This window comes from Asaia sp. W19 (assembly GCF_003994335.1).
In the GTDB taxonomy this organism is placed as follows: Bacteria; Pseudomonadota; Alphaproteobacteria; order Acetobacterales; family Acetobacteraceae; genus Asaia.
This window is the reverse complement of the sequence record NZ_PNQZ01000013.1, coordinates 225,760-246,285: the sequence shown is the minus strand read 5'-3', so window position 1 is coordinate 246,285 and position 20,526 is coordinate 225,760. Positions and strand designations below refer to the sequence as shown.

The window sequence follows — 20,526 nt, the reverse complement described above, 5'->3', positions numbered from 1 at the left end:
ATGCTTTCCCCGAAGCGGACTAAGTTTCGCAAGGCCCATAAGGGCCGCATTCATGGGTTGGCCAAGGGCGGAACGACGTTGAATTTCGGCGCGTTCGGCCTTAAGGCTCTTGAACCCGAACGTATCACCGCACGCCAGATCGAGGCGTCGCGTCGCGCGATCACTCGTGCGATGAAGCGTGCCGGTCGCGTGTGGATCCGGATTTTTCCGGATCTGCCGGTTTCCACGAAGCCTGCCGAAGTCCGCATGGGCTCCGGCAAGGGCTCGCCCGAGTTCTGGGTGGCCCGCGTGAAGCCCGGTCGCGTGCTGTTTGAAATCGAAGGCGTGCCGCCTGAAGTGGCACGTGAGGCTCTGGCTCTTGGCGCAGCGAAGCTGCCGATCAAGACCAAGTTCATCACCCGTATCGGGGAGGCATAAGAATGGCTGACGCTTACAAGGTAGCCGATCTTCGCGCCAAGTCCCCTGATGAACTGCAGGCCCTTCTTCTGGACCTGAAGCGTGAGCAGCTGAACCTCCGGTTCCAGGCTGCCACGGGCCAGTCCGAGGGAGTCGGACGCGTTCGCGTTCTCCGTCGTGCGATTGCTCGCATCAAGACGGTGGCGCATCAATCGAAGAACAAGGCGGGCGCAAAAACGTCCGCCGCAGAGTCCTGAGAGGAGACGGACGATGCCAAGGCGCGTCCTGACAGGGCGAGTGACGAGCGACAAGATGGACAAGACGGTTACCGTTCTTGTTGATCGTCGTATCATGCACCCGCTCTATAAGAAGTTCATTCGTCGTTCCAAGAAGTACGCGGCGCATGACGAGCTGAACGAGTGCAAGATCGGAGACACGGTGCGCATCGAAGAATGTGCACCGATTTCCAAGCGCAAGACCTGGACGGTGATTACCCGCAACGGTGCGGCCCTTGAGGCAGCAGCTGCGGCGCCGGCTCAGGCGTCAGCGTAAGAGGGGACTGAGAAATGATCCATCCCGAGACCAATCTGGACGTCGCCGATAATTCCGGCGCACGTCAGGTGCAGTGCATCAAGGTGCTGGGCGGCTCCAAGCGGAAAACCGCCTCGGTCGGCGACGTGATCGTCGTGTCCGTCAAGGAAGCGATTCCCCGCGGCAAGGTGAAGAAGGGTGACGTGCATCAGGCCGTCATCGTTCGCACGTCCTACCCCGTTCGTCGTGCTGACGGCAGCGCTATCCGCTTCGACAAGAATGCGGCCGTGCTGATCAACAAGTCGATGGAACCGATCGGTACGCGTATCTTTGGCCCGGTGGTTCGTGAGCTGCGCGCGCGCAAGTTCATGAAGATCATCTCCCTGGCTCCGGAGGTGCTATAATGGCTGCTCGCATCAAGAAGGGTGACCAGGTTCTGGTCCTCTCCGGCTCTTCACGCGGCACGCGTGGCGAAGTCCTTGCCGTCCTGCCGAAGGTCGAAAAGGCCATCGTGCGCGGCGTGGCTGTGGCCAAGCGTCACCAGAAGCCGACCCGCATGAACCAGGAAGGCGGTATCATCGCCAAGGAAATGCCGGTTCATCTGTCCAACCTGAAGCTCGTCGATCCGAAGAGCGGCAAGCCGACTCGCGTCGGTTTCCGTCAGCTCGAGGATGGGCGCAAGGTCCGTGTCGCCAAGGTGACCGGCGAAGTGATCGAAGGCTAAGGGGGCGACAATGAGCGAGACCATTACCCGCATCCAGCCGCGCCTGCAGCAGCGTTACAATGACGTTCTCCGTGACAAGCTGCGCGAGCAGTTTGGCTACAAGAACGCCATGCAGGTTCCGAAGCTGGAAAAGATCGTGCTGAACATGGGCGTTGGCGAAGCCGCCGGCGACCAGAAGAAGCTCGATGCCGCCGTTGCCGAAATGGCAGCCATCTCCGGTCAGAAGCCCGTCAAGACGGTTGCCCGCAAGGCAATCGCCGGCTTCAAGATCCGTGAAGGCCTGCCGATCGGCTGTAAGGTGACCCTGCGCCGCGCACGTATGTACGAATTCCTCGATCGTCTCGTGACGATCGCGATGCCGCGCATCCGTGACTTCCGCGGTCTGCCCCCGAACAAGGGCTTTGACGGTCGTGGCAACTTCGCCATGGGCATCAAGGAGCAGATCGTGTTCCCGGAAATCGACTACGACAAGATCGACTCCGTACGCGGCATGGACATCATCTTCGTCACCACGGCGAAGAGCGATGAAGAGGCAAAAGCGCTGCTCAAGGCGTTCGATCTGCCCTTCACTGCCTGATTTATCGGGTTGAGCCGGGTTTTTTCCTTTCCAAAGGAAGCCCGGCTCCCTATATACACACGCTGTTTGGAAAACCGTTGGGATTGGCCCGACAGGTTCCGGGAGAAGATTTAGCATGGCAAAAATCTCCGCCGTGAACCGCAACGCCAAGCGCGCCTATATGGCGACGCGCGACAAGGCGAAGCGGACCGCGTTGAAAGATATCATCAAGGACCGGAGCCTTCCGGTAGAGGAGCGTTTCGACGCAACCCTGAAGCTGGCAGAAATGCCGCGCAACGGGTCGCGTGTTCGTTTCCGTCTGCGCTGCAAGGTTTCGGGACGTCCCCGCGCGAACTACCGCAAGTTCGAGCTGAGCCGTATCGCCCTGCGCGACCTGGCCTCCACCGGCCAGATCCCCGGTATGGTCAAGTCGAGCTGGTAAGGTAGAAGCGAATGTCCCTGTCCGATCCGTTGGGTGATATGCTCACCCGCATTCGCAACGCCCAGCGTGCCCGTCACGCGGCTTGCATCGCGCCGGCTTCCAAGCTGCGTGCGAACGTTCTGGAAGCGCTGCGTCGCGAAGGTTACATCCGTGGCTACACCACGGAAGAGCTGCGCGCTGGTGTCTCTCAGCTGCGCATCGAGCTGAAATATGCAGACGGCCAGCCCGTGATCAAGGAAATCCACCGCGTGTCCAAGCCGGGCCGTCGCGTGTATTCCAAGATCAAGGAACTGCCGCGCGTGTATGCCGGTCTCGGCGTGTCGATCCTGTCCACCCCGCGCGGTATCCTTTCGGATATCGAGGCTCGCGCCGCGAATGTCGGTGGCGAAGTCCTCTGCCGCGTCTTCTGAGGAGGATCACATGTCACGAGTAGGCAAGTATCCGGTTGTCATTCCTGCTGGCGTGGATGTGTCCATTGCTGACGGGTCCCTGACCGCCAAGGGCAAGCGCGGTTCGCTGAGCATGCCTCTGACCCGCTTCGTTCAGGCGAAGGTGGAAGACGGCAAGGTTTCGATCCTTCCGGTGGGTAACCGTTCGCGCGAGACCTGGACGATGTGGGGTACAACCCGTGCCATCGTCGCCAACCTGGTCAAGGGCGTGTCCGAAGGTTTCAGCAAGACGCTCGAAATCACCGGTACGGGTTTCCGCGCCAGCGTGCAGGGCTCGAACCTGGTGATGAATCTGGGTTATTCCCACGACGTCGTCTACCCGATCCCGGCCGACGTGAAGATCACCACGCCCCGTCCCACGGCCATCACGGTTGAAGGGAACGACAAGCAGCGTGTTGGTCAGGTTGCGCTCGATATCCGTAACTTCCGCAAGCCGGAACCCTATAAGGGCAAGGGCGTGCGTTACGAGACCGAAGTTCTCCGTCGTAAGGAAGGCAAGAAGAAATAATGGCTACGCAGCATGGATTGCAGGAACGGCGCCGTCAGCGGCTTCGCTTCCAGCTTCGCCGCAAGAGCGGTGGCCGGCCGCGTCTGTCGGTCTTCCGTTCTGGCAAGAACATCTACGCACAGGTGATCGACGACGCTCAGGGCGTCACCCTCGCCAGCGCTTCCACCCTCGAGAAGACCCTCCGCGAGGCGGGCAAGACGGGTGCGAATGTCGATGCGGCTTCGGTCGTTGGCAAGCTGGTTGCAGAGCGCGCTCTGGCCGCCGGCGTGACGGCGGTCGTGTTCGATCGCGGTGCGTATCTCTATCATGGCCGCGTCAAGGCGCTGGCCGAAGCTGCCCGCGAGGGCGGCCTTTCGTTCTAAGGAAGGATCACACATGGCACGTGAGCCAAGAGAAGGCGGCCGTGGTGGTCGCGAGCGGGAACGCGAAGGCGACGATCTGGTCGACAAGCTGGTAACGATCAACCGCGTGGCCAAGGTGGTCAAGGGTGGACGTCGCTTCGCTTTTGCTGCCCTGGTTGTCGTTGGTGACCAGAAGGGTCGCGTCGGGTATGGAGCGGGCAAGGCCCGTGAAGTGCCGGAAGCGATCCGCAAGGCCACCGAGCGCGCCAAGCGCACGATGATCCGCGTTCCGATGAAGGAAGGCCGCACACTGCATCACGACTCCTACGGGCATTTCGGTGCTGGTAAGGTTGTGGTTCGTGCAGCTGAAGCCGGTACCGGCATCATCGCAGGCGGCCCGATGCGCGCCGTCTTTGAATCGCTGGGCGTTAATGACGTTGTTGCGAAGTCCCTCGGGACCCGTAACCCGCATAACATGGTCAAGGCGACCTTTGCCGCTCTCGAGCGTTGCAGCAGCCCCCGCGCTGTCGCGAGCCGCCGTGGCAAGAAGGCCTCTGAGCTGTTTGCGAAGCGTGATGCAGCGTCTGACGAGGCAGTGGAGGCGACCAATGGCTGAGAACAAGACTGTTCGCGTCAAGCAGATCGCCTCGGCTATCGGGCGCAAGCCCGGCCAGGCTGAGACCCTCGTGGGTCTGGGCCTGCGCGGCATCGGCAGTGTTCGTGAACTGGAGGATACTCCTTCGGTTCGCGGCATGATCCGCAAGGTTGCCCACCTTATCCAGGTGGAGGGTTGATATGAACCTGAATGAACTGCGCGATAACGCCGGTGCGCGTTACCGCAAGAAGCGTCTGGGCCGTGGTATCGGCTCGGGCAAAGGCAAGACCTCCGGTCGCGGCGTCAAGGGTCAGAAGGCCCGTGAAGGCGTCTCGCTGAACGGCTTCGAGGGTGGTCAGCTTCCGCTGTACCGTCGTATGCCGAAGCGCGGGTTCAAGAACATCTTCCGCAAGGAATTTGCTCCTGTGAATCTGGGCGCGATCGACCGTGCACTGGCTGATGGCAAGCTTCAGGCAGGCGCAACGATCACTGAAGAGGCTCTGCGCGCCGCTGGTCTGGTGGGCACTGGCAAGTATGCCGGTATCCGCCTGCTTGCAAAGGGCGAGCTGACCCGTGCAGTGACCGTTGAAGTCTCCGGCGCCTCTGCAACCGCGATTGCGGCTGTCGAGAAGGCTGGTGGCTCTGTCAAGGTTGCCGCCAAGGCTGAAGCTCCGGCAGAAGCCTGATCGCCCGAAACGCTCATCGCGCACCTTTTCGTGCGCGACGAACGACGGTAATCCTGAACAGCGTCCCGCGCCTGCGGCGACGCTGTTTTTGTTGAAAGGACCGGTGGATGGCCTCCGCAGCCGAGCAGCTTGCCGCCAATCTCAATCTGAGTTCATTCGCCAAGGCGACGGAACTCAAAAAGCGTATCTGGTTCACGCTGGGCGCGCTCATCATCTATCGCCTGGGTACCTATATTCCGGTCCCTGGGGTCGATGCGACCGTGATGGGTCAGCTCCTGAATCAGAATCAGGGCGGCATCATCGGCATGTTTGACATGTTCACCGGTGGTGCGCTCGGGCGTATGACCGTGTTCGCCCTGAACATCATGCCCTATATCAGCGCCTCGATCATCGTGCAGTTGCTTTCCACGGCGCTGCCCTCGCTCGAGACCCTGAAGAAGGAAGGCGAGCAGGGGCGCAAGAAGCTCAACGCCTATACGCGCTATCTGACCGTGCTTATCGCCTTGTTCCAGGCCTATGGTATCGCCGTGGGACTTGAGCACATGACGAGCAAGACCGGAGCGCTGGCCGTTGTCGCTCCGGGCCCCTTCTTCATCATGTCCTGTGTGGTGACGCTTGTGGGCGGTACCATGTTCCTGATGTGGCTGGGTGAACAGATCACTTCGCGTGGTGTGGGCAATGGTATCTCGCTCATCATTTTCGCGGGTATTGTGGCCAATCTTCCCCATGCTCTCGCAAGCCTTTTCCAGCTCGGTTATACCGGTGCGCTCTCGCCGTTCTTCGTGCTGCTCTTTCTTGTTCTCGCGGGTGCGACGATCGCATTCATCGTGTTCATGGAGCAGGCGCAGCGCAGGGTCGTGATCCAGTATCCCAAGCGTCAGGTCGGCAGCCGTATGTTCGGTGGCGACTCTTCCCATATGCCGCTCAAGGTGAATACGGCAGGCGTGATCCCGCCGATCTTCGCCTCGTCGGTACTTCTGATCCCCGTCACGGTTGCGGGCTTCATGAACGGCAAGGGGATGCCGGGCTGGCTCAGCACGCTCGGGCAGGAACTGGGGCAGGGACAGCCACTCTATATGCTGTTCTACGCGGCGATGATTCTCTTCTTCTCGTATTTTTACGCCGCGGTGACGTTTAACCCGGAGGAGACGGCTGAGAATCTGCGCAAGCAGGGAGGGTTCGTGCCCGGTATCCGCCCCGGATCCAACACCGCGCGCTATTTTGACCGCATCCTTTCGCGCCTAACGACGATCGGCGCTCTCTATCTTGTGGCTGTGTGTCTGCTTCCGCAGATCCTTATCAGCCGTTACAACGTGCCCTTCTATTTCGGTGGGACGAGCCTGATCATCATCGTTTCCGTGACGATCGATACCATGACGCAGGTCCAGTCTCATCTGGTCGCCCATCGTTATCAGGGTCTGATTCGCAAGCAGCGCGGTCGCAATGCGGGCAAATCTGACCTGGGCAGAGGAGTGCGCCGCAGATGAACATCATCCTTCTTGGCCCGCCGGGTGCGGGCAAGGGGACACAAGCCCAGCGTCTCGAGCAGGGCTATGGTCTCAAGCAAATATCGACCGGCGACATGCTGCGCGCCGAGATGGCGGCGGGTACGCCGCTCGGCCTCAACGTGAAGTCCATCGTCGAGTCCGGCTCATTCGTGCCGGATCCGGTGATGATCGATCTGATCAAGAGCAGGACCCTGCAATCCGATTGCGCCCACGGGTTCATCCTCGATGGCTTCCCGCGTACGGAGAGCCAGGCTGAGGCTCTTGACGCCATGCTGGCGGGACGGGCGATGAAGATCGACGCGGTCCTGCTGCTTGAGGTCGATGCCGAGCAGATCGTGTCCCGTCTCGCACAACGTCGTGCTCCTGATGGGACACGACGAGCCGATGACGAGCCAGATACCGTCAGGCACCGCATTCAGGTTTACCGCGATCAAACGGCCCCCATCCTTCCTTATTACGAGAATGCGGGGCGGTTGATTCGTATAGATGGAATGCAGAGCATGGACGCCGTTCATGGGGCGATCGTCGCAGCGCTCAAGCTGGATGCTCCGGCATCAGCGTGATCATCACGTAAAAGTGAACGGTTTTATTTGACTCAAGGGGGGTGCTCGATATATTGCGCGCCCTCGACACAGGTGCTGACAGACGCGGTGATCGATGCCTCGCGAGGCGGTCGATTCTTTAGCGGACTGATCAGTTTCGATTGAACTGGCCCAAAATCTGGGTCGAAGCAGAAAGAGAGCCTGGCCTTCCGGTCAGGCAGGGAGTGAGTGGCGTGGCGCGTATTGCCGGCGTAAATATTCCGACGAACAAGCGGGTGGTCATTGCCCTGAGCTACATCTACGGCATTGGTCCGTCGACGGCGAAGGCAATCTGCTCCAAGCTCGAAGTTCCTGAAGCGAAGCGCGTGAACGAGCTGAGCGACGACGAGATCGTAAAGATCCGCGAACTGATCGATGGTGACTACCGCGTCGAGGGTGACCTCCGTCGCGAAACCGCGATGAACATCAAGCGTCTGATGGACCTTGGTTGCTATCGCGGCTTGCGTCATCGCCGTGGTCTGCCTGTCCGCGGCCAGCGTACCCACACCAACGCCCGCACCCGCAAGGGCAAGGCCGTGGCAATCGCCGGTAAGAAGAAAGCGACGCGCTAATTCGCGCTTCCTAGGTGGAGTGTGGCGACTTCCGACCTCCGGGTCAGTGGTTCGCCCTCCGCTCACTGCTCAGTTTGACAGGACGACCTCATCATGGCCAAGGCCGCAGCTCCGCGTATCCGTAAGAAGGAGCGCAAGAACATCATCTCCGGTGTCGCGCACGTTCTTTCGACGTTCAACAACACCATGATCACCATCTCCGACGCCCAGGGCAACTCGATTGCTTGGTCTTCGGCTGGCGCACAGGGCTTCAAGGGCTCGCGCAAGTCGACGCCCTATGCTGCGCAGGTTGCCGCCGAAGACGCAGGCCGCAAGGCCCGCGACCACGGCATGGAGACGCTGGAAATCGAAGTTTCGGGTCCGGGTTCGGGCCGTGAGAGCGCTCTGCGTGCCCTTCAGGCCGTCGGGTTCTCCATCACGTCGATCCGCGACATGACCCCGGTGCCGCATAACGGCTGCCGTCCGCGCAAGCGCCGTCGCGTCTGATTGGCTCCGGCCCCTTTGGGGGCCGGTTGTCTGTCACCACCCGTCCGTAGGTGGTCTGTCCCCCGGGAGAGGCCGCCGGCACGTTCTGACCGCGCTCCGGCGCGGTTGATGTTCCGTTGGGCCCCAGCGGGACAAGTTGTTTGAAAGGCCACGACATTGGTCCTCCAGAAGAACTGGCAGTCCCTTATCAAGCCGGAAAAGCTGGAAGTCGCGCCCGGCTCCGTGCCCACGCAGACAGCCACGGTGATTGCCGAGCCGCTGGAGCGTGGTTTTGGCATGACCCTCGGCAACGCGATTCGTCGCGTGCTGCTCTCCTCGCTTCAGGGCGCTGCCGTCACCGCGATCCAGATCGACGGCGTGCTGCATGAGTTCTCGTCCGTGCCGGGCGTCCGCGAGGACGTGACGGATATCGTGCTGAACATCAAGCAGCTTGCCCTGCGTATGCACGGCGAAGGTCCCAAGCGCATGGTGCTGACGGCTACGGGCCCCGGCGAAGTGCGTGCGGGCCAGATCCAGGCCGGTCATGACATTGAGATCATGAACCCTGACCTCGTGATCTGCACGCTCGATGACGGCGTGAAGCTGGGCATGGAATTCACCGTGAACATGGGCAAGGGCTATGTCCCGGCCGCAGCCAACCGTCCGGAAGACGCACCGATCGGGCTTATCCCCATTGATGCGATCTACTCCCCGGTGCGCAAGGTGTCTTACAAGGTTGAGCCGACCCGCGTGGGTCAGGTCACCGACTATGACAAGCTTCTGCTCACCGTCGAGACGAATGGCGCGGTCACGCCGGAAGACAGCCTCGCACTGGCTGCTCGTATCCTGCAGGATCAGCTTCAGCTCTTCATCAACTTCGACGAGCCGCGCCCGGTCCGTCAGGAAGAGCCGCGCGATGATCTGCCGTTCAACCGCAACCTGCTGCGCAAGGTTGACGAGCTTGAGCTTTCGGTCCGTAGCGCGAACTGCCTGAAGAACGACAACATCGTCTATATCGGCGATCTCGTTCAGAAGTCGGAGCAGGAGATGCTGCGTACGCCAAATTTCGGCCGCAAGTCGCTGAATGAAATCAAGGAAGTCCTGACTTCCATGGGTCTGTCGCTGGGAATGAATGTTCCGGCCTGGCCTCCCGAGAACATTGAGGATCTGGCGAAGCGTCTCGACGAGACGTTCTGAGCCCTATCCGGTAGAAAGTAGAGTAAGGAAACCCGATCATGCGTCATGGTGTTGCTGGGCGTAAGCTCAATGTAACCTCGACCCACCGCGCAGCCATGTTCCGCAACATGGCCGTGGCTATCATCAAGCACGAGCAGATCACGACGACGCTGCCCAAGGCGAAGGAAATTCGCCCGATCGTCGAGAAGCTGATCACCCTCGGCAAGCGTGGCACGCTGCATGCACGTCGTCAGGCTTTTGCACAGCTGCGCGACGAGACCATCGTCACCAAGCTGTTCTCGACCATCGCAGAGCGCTACCAGGGCCGTTCGGGTGGCTATACCCGCGTGCTGAAGGCTGGCGTTCGCTATGGCGATAACGCCGATATGGCCGTTGTTGAAATGGTCGACCGCGACGTTGACGCCAAGGGCAAGGATAGTGGCCCGGTGTTCAATCAGTCGGGTGAAGAGCCGATGGCTGCCTGATTCCGCCAGGAATGCAGAAGCTTCAGAAGGGCCGGGCAGGAAACTGCCCGGCCTTTTTGTTTTTGGCTTACAAATTTCTTTCAAATCATTTATGACCAACCCAACCAATCGGCAGCATCAATCCAAACGCCCAAGGCGGGATTTCTGAGCTGCGCCGATACCGATCCTTTCTTCACAGGATCGGGAACCGGAATGAATATCCGGGCGCCCTGACGCGTTCCCCCATTCTGGTTTTTCATACGGTCCGAGCACTCTCGTAGGACCAGTCACCACGCATCCCATGCCGCCCGGGCAATGAGGTCCGGTACGCTCGCGCTGCGTGTAGATACAGGAGAGCTTCTTTGTCTGAGGCACGCACAACCCAGAGACGCGGGATCGCAGAGATCCTCGGTATTCCACGCCCCCTCTTTTTCGGCTTCGTCGGCCTGCTGCTGTTCATGATCGGCGATGGTGTGGAGGCGGGATATCTCGACACCTTCATGCTCCATAACGGGCACACGCAGGGCGATGTGAATCTGCTCTTCACGACCTATGGCATCACGGTCATGATCTCAGCCTGGTTCTCCGGTCCGTTGTCGGACCTCTATGGCCCCAAACGTGTCATGTGGATCGGCCTGATTCTCTGGGCCGTGCTGGAAGTCGGCCTTCTCGCTCTTGGGCTTGGGCCGAACAACTTCACCATGACCCTTCTGTTCTACACGCTACGTGGTTTCGCCTATCCGCTCTTTGCGTATGGTTTCCTTGTCTGGATTGCAGCTGCCACGCCCGCGACCATGCTGGGTTCCGCCGCCGGGTGGTTCTGGTTCTCCTTTTCAGCCGGACTTCCGACCCTCGGTTCGCAATTCGCGCGCTATGCGATTCCCGCCATCGGCGAGCTGGCCACCTTCTGGTGTTCACTGGGGCTTGTCATCCTTGGCGGTCTGGTCGCCCTCCTGTTCACGCATGAACCAACTGGCAAGAAGCGTCTGCTGCCCGATCACGTGAGCACGCGTGACATCTTCTTCGGCTCCATCAGCATTATGTGGCGCGAGCCCAAGACGCTGATTGCAGGTATCGTGAGGACGATCGACACCTCCTCGGAATATGCTTTCCTTGCGATCATGCCTGCTTTCTTCATCGACCATCTTGGCTTCACCCAGGGGCAGTGGCTCAACCTGCTGTCGCTCATCTTTCTGAGCAATATCCTGTTCAATCTGGTCTCAGGCATGCTGGCTGACGCGCTGGGGCATCGTTTCATCGTGTCTGTCTTCGGCGGTATTGGTGGCTTCGTCTCGATCCCGCTCTTTTACTACATCCCGGTCTGGTATCCGGGGAATTTCGCCGCCGCCGCCGCTGTGGGTATCTTCTACGGTGCCACCGTCGCCGCTTTCGTGCCGCTCTCGGGTCTGATGCCCCAGATCTGCCCCAAGGAGAAGGCTGCGGCATTGTCCATCCTCGGTCTTGGCGCAGGCGCTAGTACCTGGGTCGGTCCTGCCGTCGCCGGTATCTGCGAGAGCGTGTTCGGCTTCGGTATGGAAGGGATCATCTGGGCCTTTGCCCTGATCTATCTCGCGGCGGCTGGCATGACGGTCACGCTGCGTATCTCTGACGAGGCCCGTCGCTACACGCAGGAGGCTCTTGCCCGAGGTGAGAGCGTCACAGCAGTGGGACACTGAACAAACCCTGCCTAAGATTAAGTGGCTCTCGCTCGTTCAAGGCGTCGTTGACATTTGTCGACGGCGCCTTTTTCTGTGGCTTCATGACTGATTATCTCTCCGCACCCCCGACGGACTGGGAGGGCCTCGAGCGCTTCTCTTTCGGCGATAGCCCGGCTTTGGCCGACGAGCTTCTCGACCTTGTTCTGCGTGGCATCAAGACCGGCACGTGCTGGGCAGCGAGTGATGGGCAGCAAACCGTCATCGGAAAGCTCAGTGTCGTCTGTGACGGACGAAACCTACCCAGAGCGATCACCCGCACGCGCTCTCTCGTAAAAAAGCGCTACAGCGATGTGGACGAGGATTTCGCGGCGAAGGAGGGGGAGGGGGATAGAAGCCTGGCTCACTGGCGTCGCGAGCATGAGCGCTATTTCCGTCGTCTTAACCAGTTCAGCGAGACGATGGAGCTCTGGTGCGAGGAATTCGTGGTCGTGTTTGTGTTCCCCTAAACCCTGTGAGACATGCTTGAACTGGAGGGTTGATACAGGACGAACTTTCATTGCGAGATCGCGTTGACCCCGGACAGAACAAAGAGGGGTTCGCCATGCTCAAGCTCGCCATATTCTTCCTGATCATCTCCCTGATTGCAGGACTTTTCGGATTCACCGGTATCTCCGCGGCGTCGGCAGGCATCGCGAAAATCCTCTTCTTCCTCTTCATCGCCCTTTTCGTGCTTTTCCTCGTCATTGCCGTCTTCGTCGGCAAAGCCGTGACCTGAGTCTGATCTCTGGGCACACCATGAAAAAGGGGGAGGGCCTCGCGGCTCTCCCCCTTTTTGCTGTGTCCTTCCTTGCCTCCGCCGGGGGAAGGCAGGTTACGCCTATTGCTTTGTCTTCGAAATGAATTCCGGCAGAAGCGGGTTATTTGTCTGGAGCGAGGCCTTGCTCGGCAGTTGCGCAGCATCCCAGCCACCGCCCATCGCCACGATCAGATCTACATGGGCAATGGCCTGACTCTGATGGATGCCGAGAGCCTGTACCTCATAGCTCAGGGCATTCTGCTGACTGGTCAGCACAGTGGTGTAAGTCTGTGTTCCGGCCATATATTCGTTGAGAGAGACGCGTACCGCTTCCTGAGCCGATTTTACAGCGACATCCTGCTCAGCCTGCTGCTGCTGCAGAATGCGCAGATTCGACAGGTTATCCTCAACACCCTGGAGGGCCGTCAACACGGTCTGGCGGTAGGTTGCGACCGAGGCATCGTAATCGGCGCGGGCCTCACGCACGGCTGCGGTACGGGCGCCACCATTGAACAGCGTCTCGGTGGAGGAGGCTCCCAGTGACCAGAAACGGGTCGCAGCCTGGATCAGCGTCTGCAGCGGGTTGCCGCTATAGGCATAGGTCGCACTGACGGAGATCTCGGGATAGAATGCCGCGATATAGTATCCGATCTCGGCATTGTATCCTTCCATGTTCCGCTCGGCCGCTGCGATATCGGGGCGGCGTTGAAGCAGGACGGAAGGGATGGCATTCGGCGTCGAAGGTAGGGTGAGCGGCAGGGCGCCAACCGGAATGGTCAGATCTGCTGGCGCGCGCCCGACCAGAACGGCAATGGCGTGCTCGTATTGCGCCCGGGTAATACCGGCCTGGGTTGCCTGAGCCTCGGTCTGCTGCAACTGATACCGCGCCTGCCACAAGGCGCTCGGATCGGTCACGCCAGCATCAACCTGATTCTGCACGATGGTCAGGGCCTGGCGGAAATAGCCTACATTATCCAGATAAAGCTTCTTGAGGCTGTCCTGATAGCGCAGGTTGAAATAGGCATTTGCGAGCTGGGATTGGTAGGAAAGCTGCGCATTGGCCAGATCGGCCGCGCTGGCCTGTGTTGCCGTCACCTGTTGCTGGATCTGACGGCGAATGCGTCCCCATACATCGAGCGTCCAGGAAGCCGAGGGGCCGGTATTCCACGTATTCACCGTGGTGGTGCTGGAGTAATTGACCACCGACCCCGAACTCGCGCTGCGCGACCCGCTGCCCTGGGCATTGCGGCTGAAGCTGAATGACCCAGACAGTGTCGGGAAAAGCTGCGCGCGTATCGAATCGATCGTTGCCTCGGCCTTGCGATACTGGGCCTCATATTGCTTCACGTTCTGGTTCGATATCGCGACCTGCGACTCAAGCCAGTTGAGCTGAGGGTCATGATACACCTCCCACCAGGCGCCTTTGGGGGCTTCGGCAAGCTGCGGCTTGGCCACCCCCCATCCGGCAGGCGGTGTGGGGGCTTCCTTGAAGCGGGCCGAGATGACCGCATGGGGGCGATGATAATCGGGACCCACCATGAAGCAGCCCGAAAGCAGGGGCATGCAACACGCGGCAAGGAGGGACATACGTCGGGCTGAGCGGGACGGAGAGGAAGTCATCCTTGGGTCTGATCCTGATGGGGTCGGCGGAAAAGCATGAAGGCGGATTGGAAAAGCCGTGAGATCCTGCGCCCCATCGCATCGAGCGTCAGGAACACGGCGGGCGTGCTGTAAAGGGTAAGGGCCTGGCTTACCACCAGACCACCGAGAATGGAGATGCCGAGCGGGCGACGCAATTCCGCACCATAGCCATTGGCGATGATGAGCGGAACCGCGCCCAGCGCCGCCGCTAGCGAGGTCATGATGATCGGGCGAAAGCGCAGAGCGCTGGCCTGTCGGATGGCGTCTTCAGGGGTGGCCCCCTCGCGCTGGGCCTGCATGGCAAAATCGATCAGCATGATGGCGTTCTTCTTGACGATGCCGATCAGCAGGATCACCCCGATCATCGCGATCAGGGAGAACTCCTCCCCAAAGATCTGCAGCGCCAGAATGGCCCCGACACCCGCCGATGGGAGGGTAGACAAAATGGTCAGCGGATGAACGAGGCTCTCATAGAGGACACCGAGCACGATATAGACCGCAGCCAGAGCGGCGAGGATCAGCAGGGGCTCGTCATTGACCGATTTCTGGAACAGCGCCGCATTGCCCGCAAATCCGCCCTGGATGTCAGAAGGAACATGCAGCTTGATCAGCGCTGCGTTGATGGCGGTCACGGCGTCACCGAGAGAGACGCCCGGCTTGAGATTGAACGAGACGGTGGTGGCGACGGACTGGCCCTGATGGTTCACGCTCAGCGCCGTCGTGCCTGGCACGATGTGAGACGTCAGGCTGAGAGGCACCATCGTTTCAGCGCTGGTCGCCACTGCCGATCCTGAAGAGGTGTTGCTGCCCCCTGCAAGGCTGTTCGCCATCTGGTTCTGATAATTCGAATCTGCCGTCGAGACGCTCGTGGAGGCAGAGCTGGTCGTGACGACGCGGATACGGTTGGACGCGACACTGCCTGAGGCCGTTCCGCCTGCCGTACTGATCCAGACCTGCTGCAGCGTGTTGGGGTCTTTCCAGAAGCGTGGCGCCGCCTCCATGATTACCCGGTACTGGTTGATGGGTTTGTAGATGACAGAAGCCGCGCGCTGGCCATAGGCGTCGAACAGGATGTTCGAAACGAGCTGAGGGGTAATCTGAAACCGTGAGGAGAGATCGCGATTGATCTTCACATCCAGCGCCGAGCCGCCTTCGCTCAGATCGGAGGAGACATCCATCAACCCCGGGATCTTCTGGAAAGCCTCGACCACCTTCGGGGTGAGGGCGAAAAGCTCGTCCGCATCCGGGCCCTGCAACGCGTATTGGTAGGAGGCATTCCCCCCACGCGCGCCGGCGCGCACGGCACCGGGGGCCATGAAGAAGATCTCGGCCCCGACCATTTTCCGGAATTTGCGTCCGAGGCGTTCAATGGTCTGGGTGACCGTATCGTCGCGCTCGGATTTATCCTTGAGCGAGGCAAACAGATTGGCCTGATTGGCCTGACGGCCGCCCAGGAAGCCGACGATCGCTGCGACGTCGCGGTCTTTCGAGACGGTCTTGGCCACCTCGTAGGTCTTGACGCTCATCTGGCTGAACGAAGCCGATTGATCGCCGATGATATGGCCCATCATCATGCCGGTGTCCTCGTCCGGAAAGAAGCCTTTCGGCATTTTCACGAAAAGGGCACCTGCGATGAAGAGTGTCAGTGGCAGGCTGAGCAGCATCAGCCAGCGGTGGCGCAGAGACCAGTCGAGCGATGCAACATAGCCATCCGTGATACGCGTGATCTCGCGATCGATCACCACCGCAATACGCGCACGCTTATGGGCCTCTTTCGCAGGGCGCAGAAGCATGGCGCAGATCATGGGGGTGAGGGAGAGTGACAGGATCATCGAGATCACCAGCGTGATCGAGATGGTCATGGCAAATTCGTGAAACAGACGCCCGGCGATCCCGCCCAGGAGAATGATCGGCACGAAGACGGCGATCAGGGACAGGGTGATGGACACCACGGTAAACGCGACCTCGCCCGAACCGATGAGGGCCGCCTTGAGCGGGGAGAGTCCCTGCTCGAGATAGCGGGTGATATTTTCCAGCACCACAATGGCATCATCCACCACGAAGCCGGTCGAAATGGTGAGCGCCATGAGCGACATGTTGTCGAGCTGATAGCCCAGCAGCTTCATGGCGGCGAAGGTCGCGATAATCGAGGTTGGCACCACGATCGCTGGAACCAGAATGGCCGGGGCCGATTGCAGGAAGACGAGCACCACCAGCACGACCAGCACCACGGCGAGGATGAGGGTAAGCTTGGTATCGTCCAGGGCGGCGCGAATGGTCTTGGAGCGGTCGACGGCGATATGCAGGTCGATATCGGGGGGCAGCGCTGCGCGTATGAGCGGAAGCCGTGCCTTGATCTCGTCGGTCGTCTTGACCACGTTCGCCCCGGCCTGGGCGAAAACCAGCCCTACCACGGCGCGCTGCCCGTTATAGACGCCCAGTGTACGCAGGTTTTCGACGCTGTCATTGATCTCGGCAACGCTCGAGAGGCGTACGGGACGCGTATTGCGATAGGCAATGATCAGATCGCGATAGGCCTGTGCCTTTTCGGCCTGGTCATTGGTATCGAGCGTGAAGCGATAGCTACCCTGATCGATAAAACCCTTGGGCGTATGGGCGTTGGCAGAGGCGAGTGCAGCGCGCACATCCTCGAAACTAATGCCGAATTTGTAGAGCAGGAGGGGATTGACCTCGACACGCACGGCGGGCAGGGCGCCGCCGCCCACCTCGACCTCACCTACGCCCTGCACCTGGCTGAGCTGCTGTTGCAGCACGTTGGTGGCCTGATCATAGAGCATGGCCGGCGTCTTGGTGGGAGAGGTAAGCGCCATGACCAGAATGGGTGCGCCGTTCGGGTTGGCCTTCTGATAGCTTGGATTGGTGCGCAGAGTGGTGGGCAGATCGGCACGGGCGGCTTGCAGGGCGGCCTCGACATCGCGCGCGGCACCATTGATGTCACGCGACAGATCGAATTGCAGGATGATCCGCGCCTGATTGACCATGGATTGCGAGGTCATTTCCGACAGACCCGCTATGGCACCGAGGTGACGCTCCAGGGGCGCTGCGATGGTACTCGCAATTTCGGTCGGGGATCCGCCGGATTGCTGCGCCTGTACCATGATGACGGGCATATCCACATTGGGCAGATCGGCCACGGGCAGCATGGTATAGGCCAGAAGTCCAGCGATCAGCATCGCTGCGGTCAGGAGCGAGGTGGCTACCGGCCGCAGGATGAAGGGGCGCGTGATGTTCACTCGCCACCCTGTTCGGCAAGACGTTCGGACATGGAGCGCAGTCCAAAGCGACGACGGGTCGCGGCGGCGATGCGGTCCATCAGCAGATAGATGACCGGGGTGGTAAACAGGGTCAGAAGCTGCGACAGCAGCAACCCGCCCACAATCGACACGCCGAGCGGACGACGCAGCTCCGACCCGACACCGTGGCCCAGCATGAGCGGGAGGGCGCCGAAGAAGGCGGCGAGTGTCGTCATCAGGATCGGGCGAAAACGCAGCAGCGCCGCGCGACGGATGGCGTCGAACGGAGCCAGACCATCCAGACGTTCGGCTTCGAGCGCGAAGTCGATCATCATGATGGCGTTTTTCTTGACGATACCGATCAGCAGTACGATGCCGATGATCCCCATCACATCCAGATCCATGCCGCAGAGCGAGAGCGCAAGCAGCGCCCCGATGGCCGCGGAGGGCAGGGTCGATAGAATCGTGATGGGGTGGATGAAGCTCTCATAGAGCACGCCCAACACGATATAGACCGCCACAAGCGCCGCGATCACCAGGTAGAGTTCATTGCTCAGCGAGGATCGGAACGCTGCGGCCGTTCCCTGGAACGCGGTCTGGAAAGCAGGGGGCAGGCCAATGGTCGAGGCGGCATGATCGATGGCGTTCGTCGCAGCACCCAGCGAATAGCCTTCGGCCACGTTGAATGACACGGTTGTGGCCGGGAACTGCCCGAAATGCGTGATCAGCAGCGGGGCGAGTCCCTTGGTGATGGTCGTCACCTGATGCAGGGGCACGAGACCCGATGTGGGCAGGCGGGTCGGGCCGGACGAGCTCTGACCAGCCTCGCTGGATATGCCCGGCAGGTAAAGCTGACCGAGGCTCGCCAGATCATGCTGGAAGCGCGGCTCTGTCTCGAGGATCACGCGATACTGGTTGGACTGCGTGTAGATGGTCGAGATCTGGCGCTGACCATAGCTGTCATAGAGCAGGTTATCGATGGTCTGCGGCGTGATCGAGTAGCGCGCCCCATTGGTGCGATCGAGATCGACATGGGCGACAAGCCCCTCCGCCTGAAGGTCGGAGGTGACATCGGCCAGGGCGGGCTCCTGCTGCAAGGCGGTGAGCAGCTTCGGCACCCAGGTCTTGAAGGTGTCGTAATCCGGATTTTCGAGCAGGAACTGATACTGCGTGGCCGAAACCGTGGAATCGAGCGACAGATCCTGTACGGGCTGAAGGAACAGTCGCGCACCAGGTGTCGCGCTGCCTCGATCGGCCAGGCGCCTGAGAATGGCGGAGAGTCCGCTCGTACGCTGTTCGAGGGGTTTGAGGTTGATCAGCATGCGCCCGACATTGAGCGTCATGTTCTGCCCGTCGATACCAACGAAGCTCGACACACTGGCCACATCCGGATCGTCGAGCACGGCGGCGATGACCGCTTCCTGATGCTTCTTCATGCTGTCGAAAGAGATGGCCTGCGCCATTTCGGTGATACCCTGCACCACGCCGGTATCCTGACGGGGAAAGAACCCCTTGGGGATAATCACGGCGAGGAACACGGTCAGCACGAAGGTCCCCAGTGCCACGAGCAGGGTTGCCGTCTGGTGGCGCAGGACGAAATCGAGCCAGCGCGCATAGGTGGCAATCATCCGCTCGATGGCATTGCCAACGCGGGCCGCGACGCGCTGGAAGCGCGTGCTGGCATGTTCGTCATGGCTGCGCTCGCTCAGCAGGCGGGCGCACATCATGGGGACGAGGGTGATCGAGACGATGGCCGAAATCACGATGGTGATGGCCAGCGTCATCGCAAATTCGTGGAACAGGCGCCCGACCACATCGCTCATGAACAGCAGAGGGATCAGCACGGCGATGAGCGACACCGTCAGTGAGATGATGGTGAAGCCGATCTCCTGCGAGCCCTTGACGGCGGCGGTGTAGCGGTCCTCGCCCATCTCGATGTAGCGCGCGATATTCTCGATCACCACGATGGCGTCATCGACCACGAAGCCCGTCGCGATGGTCAGGGCCATGAGCGAGAGATTATCGAGCGAGAAATCGAGCAGATACATCACCGCCAGCGTGCCGATCAGCGAGAGCGGCACGCTCAGGCTCGGAATTATGGTGGCAGGCACATTGAACAGGAAGACAAAGATCACGGCCACCACGAGCAGCATGGCCATGCCCAGCTCGAATTCCACATCCGCCACCGAGGCGCGAATGGTGGTGGTGCGGTCTGTGAGGGGGGTGATCTCGATGCCGGGTGGCAGGGTCTTGCGCAACTGGGGCAATACGGCCAGCACGTTATCGACCACCGAAATCACATTGGCGCCCGGTTGGCGCTGCACGTTCAGGATCAGCGCCGGTGTCTTGTCCGACCAGGCAGCAAGCTGATCGTTCTCCGGGCCCTGAACCACGGTGCCGACATCGCGCAGGCGGATCGGCCCGTTGTTCTGATAAGCGATGATCTGGTTCATCAACTGGTCGACTGAGGAGATCTGACCGTCGATACGCAGTGTGGTCGAGCGATGCGGCCCGTCAAACGTGCCCGTAGGGGAGTTGATGTTGACGGTGCCGATGGTGGTGCGCACCGTGTCGATGGCAATACCGTAGGAAGTCAGCTTTGGAATGTTGATCCGGACGCGTATGGCCTTGCGATTCCCCCCCGAAAGCGTAACGAGACCTACGCCGGAAATCTGGCTGACGCGCTGCTGAAGGCGCGTATTCACGAAATCCTGGACCTCGGTCAGGGGCAGGGTGCGCGAGGTGATGCCCAGAGTGAGCACGGGGGTATCGGCAGGGTTGACCTTGGCGTAGATCGGCGGTGCCGGAAGGTCGGTCGGCAGGAGTGAGTTGGACTGGTTGATGGCGGCCTGGACTTCCTGCTCGGCAATATCCATCGACATGTCGAGCCCGAAGCGCAGCGTGATGACCGAAGCCCCACCCGATGACTGCGAGGTCATCTGGTCGAGGCCTGGCATCTGGCCCAGCTGGGTTTCGAGCGGCGCTGTGACCGAGGTCGCCATCACATCCGGTCCTGCGCCCGGATAGAAGGTCGAGACCGTGATGGTCGGGTATTCCACCTGGGGCAGGGCCGAGATCGGCAGAAAGTGATAGCCGAGCAGACCGGTCAGCATGATCGCCAGCATCAGGAGCGATGTGGCGACCGGGCGGTCGATGAAGAGACGAGAAGGATTCATGGGCGGG

At 60.6% G+C, this 20,526-nt stretch carries 25 protein-coding genes; 22 read left to right on the top strand and 3 right to left on the bottom strand.

Annotated elements, in window-relative coordinates:
- From rplP to C0V97_RS02630, 22 genes are all read left to right on the top strand, one after another.
- On the top strand, nucleotides 1–417 hold the full coding sequence (rplP, locus tag C0V97_RS02735; RefSeq protein ID WP_023978997.1) for a 50S ribosomal protein L16: 417 nt from the start codon (nucleotides 1–3) through the stop codon (nucleotides 415–417).
- Nucleotides 418–419: 2 nt separating this feature from the next.
- Nucleotides 420–653, top strand: a complete 234-nt coding sequence (rpmC, locus tag C0V97_RS02730) for a 50S ribosomal protein L29 (protein ID WP_023978996.1) — start codon at nucleotides 420–422, stop codon at nucleotides 651–653.
- Nucleotides 654–666: 13 nt separating this feature from the next.
- Complete coding sequence (rpsQ, locus tag C0V97_RS02725) at nucleotides 667–948, top strand: 30S ribosomal protein S17 (protein WP_023978995.1); 282 nt, start codon at nucleotides 667–669, stop codon at nucleotides 946–948.
- A 14-nt stretch (nucleotides 949–962) separates the two neighbouring features.
- The gene (rplN, locus tag C0V97_RS02720; protein WP_023978994.1) at nucleotides 963–1,331 is read left to right on the top strand and encodes a 50S ribosomal protein L14; all 369 of its coding nucleotides are present in this window, start codon (nucleotides 963–965) and stop codon (nucleotides 1,329–1,331) included.
- Entirely contained in the window at nucleotides 1,331–1,651 is a 321-nt protein-coding gene (gene rplX, locus C0V97_RS02715; RefSeq protein ID WP_025840917.1) for a 50S ribosomal protein L24, read from the top strand. Before rplN ends, rplX begins: the two co-directional genes overlap by 1 nt.
- 10 nt (nucleotides 1,652–1,661) lie before the next feature.
- Nucleotides 1,662–2,228 carry a 50S ribosomal protein L5 gene (gene rplE / locus C0V97_RS02710; RefSeq protein ID WP_023978992.1) on the top strand — a complete coding sequence of 189 codons (567 nt, stop codon included), beginning with the start codon at nucleotides 1,662–1,664 and terminating at the stop codon, nucleotides 2,226–2,228.
- Nucleotides 2,229–2,343: 115 nt separating this feature from the next.
- Complete coding sequence (gene rpsN, locus C0V97_RS02705) at nucleotides 2,344–2,649, top strand: 30S ribosomal protein S14 (RefSeq protein ID WP_023978991.1); 306 nt, start codon at nucleotides 2,344–2,346, stop codon at nucleotides 2,647–2,649.
- A gap of 11 nt (nucleotides 2,650–2,660) precedes the next feature.
- Complete coding sequence (gene rpsH / locus C0V97_RS02700; protein WP_023978990.1) at nucleotides 2,661–3,059, top strand: 30S ribosomal protein S8; 399 nt, start codon at nucleotides 2,661–2,663, stop codon at nucleotides 3,057–3,059.
- A gap of 10 nt (nucleotides 3,060–3,069) precedes the next feature.
- On the top strand, nucleotides 3,070–3,606 hold the full coding sequence (rplF, locus tag C0V97_RS02695) for a 50S ribosomal protein L6 (protein WP_023978989.1): 537 nt from the start codon (nucleotides 3,070–3,072) through the stop codon (nucleotides 3,604–3,606).
- On the top strand, nucleotides 3,606–3,968 hold the full coding sequence (rplR, locus tag C0V97_RS02690; RefSeq protein ID WP_127100448.1) for a 50S ribosomal protein L18: 363 nt from the start codon (nucleotides 3,606–3,608) through the stop codon (nucleotides 3,966–3,968). The genes rplF and rplR overlap by 1 nt, the downstream gene beginning before the upstream one ends.
- A gap of 13 nt (nucleotides 3,969–3,981) precedes the next feature.
- A complete protein-coding gene (rpsE, locus tag C0V97_RS02685) occupies nucleotides 3,982–4,563 on the top strand; it encodes a 30S ribosomal protein S5 (protein ID WP_127100446.1) in 582 nt (193 codons plus the stop codon).
- On the top strand, nucleotides 4,556–4,741 hold the full coding sequence (gene rpmD, locus C0V97_RS02680; protein ID WP_023978986.1) for a 50S ribosomal protein L30: 186 nt from the start codon (nucleotides 4,556–4,558) through the stop codon (nucleotides 4,739–4,741). The genes rpsE and rpmD overlap by 8 nt, the downstream gene beginning before the upstream one ends.
- A gap of 1 nt (nucleotide 4,742) precedes the next feature.
- The gene (rplO, locus tag C0V97_RS02675; RefSeq protein ID WP_127100442.1) at nucleotides 4,743–5,228 is read left to right on the top strand and encodes a 50S ribosomal protein L15; all 486 of its coding nucleotides are present in this window, start codon (nucleotides 4,743–4,745) and stop codon (nucleotides 5,226–5,228) included.
- Between the two features lie 107 nt (nucleotides 5,229–5,335).
- Nucleotides 5,336–6,715 carry a preprotein translocase subunit SecY gene (secY, locus tag C0V97_RS02670; protein WP_127100440.1) on the top strand — a complete coding sequence of 460 codons (1,380 nt, stop codon included), beginning with the start codon at nucleotides 5,336–5,338 and terminating at the stop codon, nucleotides 6,713–6,715.
- Complete coding sequence (locus C0V97_RS02665) at nucleotides 6,712–7,299, top strand: adenylate kinase (protein ID WP_127100438.1); 588 nt, start codon at nucleotides 6,712–6,714, stop codon at nucleotides 7,297–7,299. Before secY ends, C0V97_RS02665 begins: the two co-directional genes overlap by 4 nt.
- Before the next feature lie 212 nt (nucleotides 7,300–7,511).
- The gene (gene rpsM / locus C0V97_RS02660) at nucleotides 7,512–7,889 is read left to right on the top strand and encodes a 30S ribosomal protein S13 (protein ID WP_023978982.1); all 378 of its coding nucleotides are present in this window, start codon (nucleotides 7,512–7,514) and stop codon (nucleotides 7,887–7,889) included.
- Nucleotides 7,890–7,982: 93 nt separating this feature from the next.
- Nucleotides 7,983–8,375, top strand: coding sequence for a 30S ribosomal protein S11 (gene rpsK / locus C0V97_RS02655; protein ID WP_025822066.1), 393 nt, complete (start codon nucleotides 7,983–7,985; stop codon nucleotides 8,373–8,375).
- 156 nt (nucleotides 8,376–8,531) lie between these two features.
- Nucleotides 8,532–9,551, top strand: coding sequence for a DNA-directed RNA polymerase subunit alpha (locus tag C0V97_RS02650; protein ID WP_023978980.1), 1,020 nt, complete (start codon nucleotides 8,532–8,534; stop codon nucleotides 9,549–9,551).
- A 38-nt stretch (nucleotides 9,552–9,589) separates the two neighbouring features.
- Nucleotides 9,590–10,015 (top strand): 50S ribosomal protein L17, encoded by a 426-nt coding sequence (rplQ, locus tag C0V97_RS02645; protein ID WP_062164123.1) that lies wholly within the window; start codon nucleotides 9,590–9,592, stop codon nucleotides 10,013–10,015.
- 341 nt (nucleotides 10,016–10,356) lie between these two features.
- Nucleotides 10,357–11,670, top strand: a complete 1,314-nt coding sequence (locus C0V97_RS02640; protein ID WP_127100436.1) for an MFS transporter — start codon at nucleotides 10,357–10,359, stop codon at nucleotides 11,668–11,670.
- A gap of 83 nt (nucleotides 11,671–11,753) precedes the next feature.
- The gene (locus C0V97_RS02635; RefSeq protein WP_127100434.1) at nucleotides 11,754–12,158 is read left to right on the top strand and encodes an ASCH domain-containing protein; all 405 of its coding nucleotides are present in this window, start codon (nucleotides 11,754–11,756) and stop codon (nucleotides 12,156–12,158) included.
- A 95-nt stretch (nucleotides 12,159–12,253) separates the two neighbouring features.
- On the top strand, nucleotides 12,254–12,427 hold the full coding sequence (locus C0V97_RS02630) for a DUF1328 domain-containing protein (RefSeq protein WP_023978976.1): 174 nt from the start codon (nucleotides 12,254–12,256) through the stop codon (nucleotides 12,425–12,427).
- A gap of 102 nt (nucleotides 12,428–12,529) precedes the next feature.
- On the opposite strand, the gene C0V97_RS02625 is transcribed toward C0V97_RS02630, so the two are convergent.
- From C0V97_RS02625 to C0V97_RS02615, 3 genes are read right to left on the bottom strand one after another with little or no spacing between them, the layout of a single operon-like run.
- Nucleotides 12,530–14,068 (bottom strand): efflux transporter outer membrane subunit, encoded by a 1,539-nt coding sequence (locus C0V97_RS02625; RefSeq protein ID WP_127100432.1) that lies wholly within the window; start codon nucleotides 14,066–14,068, stop codon nucleotides 12,530–12,532.
- The gene (locus C0V97_RS02620; RefSeq protein WP_127100430.1) at nucleotides 14,065–17,343 is read right to left on the bottom strand and encodes an efflux RND transporter permease subunit; all 3,279 of its coding nucleotides are present in this window, start codon (nucleotides 17,341–17,343) and stop codon (nucleotides 14,065–14,067) included. The genes C0V97_RS02625 and C0V97_RS02620 overlap by 4 nt, the downstream gene beginning before the upstream one ends.
- Nucleotides 17,340–20,519, bottom strand: coding sequence for an efflux RND transporter permease subunit (locus C0V97_RS02615; protein WP_127100428.1), 3,180 nt, complete (start codon nucleotides 20,517–20,519; stop codon nucleotides 17,340–17,342). The genes C0V97_RS02620 and C0V97_RS02615 overlap by 4 nt, the downstream gene beginning before the upstream one ends.
- Between the last annotated feature and the right edge of the window lie 7 nt (nucleotides 20,520–20,526).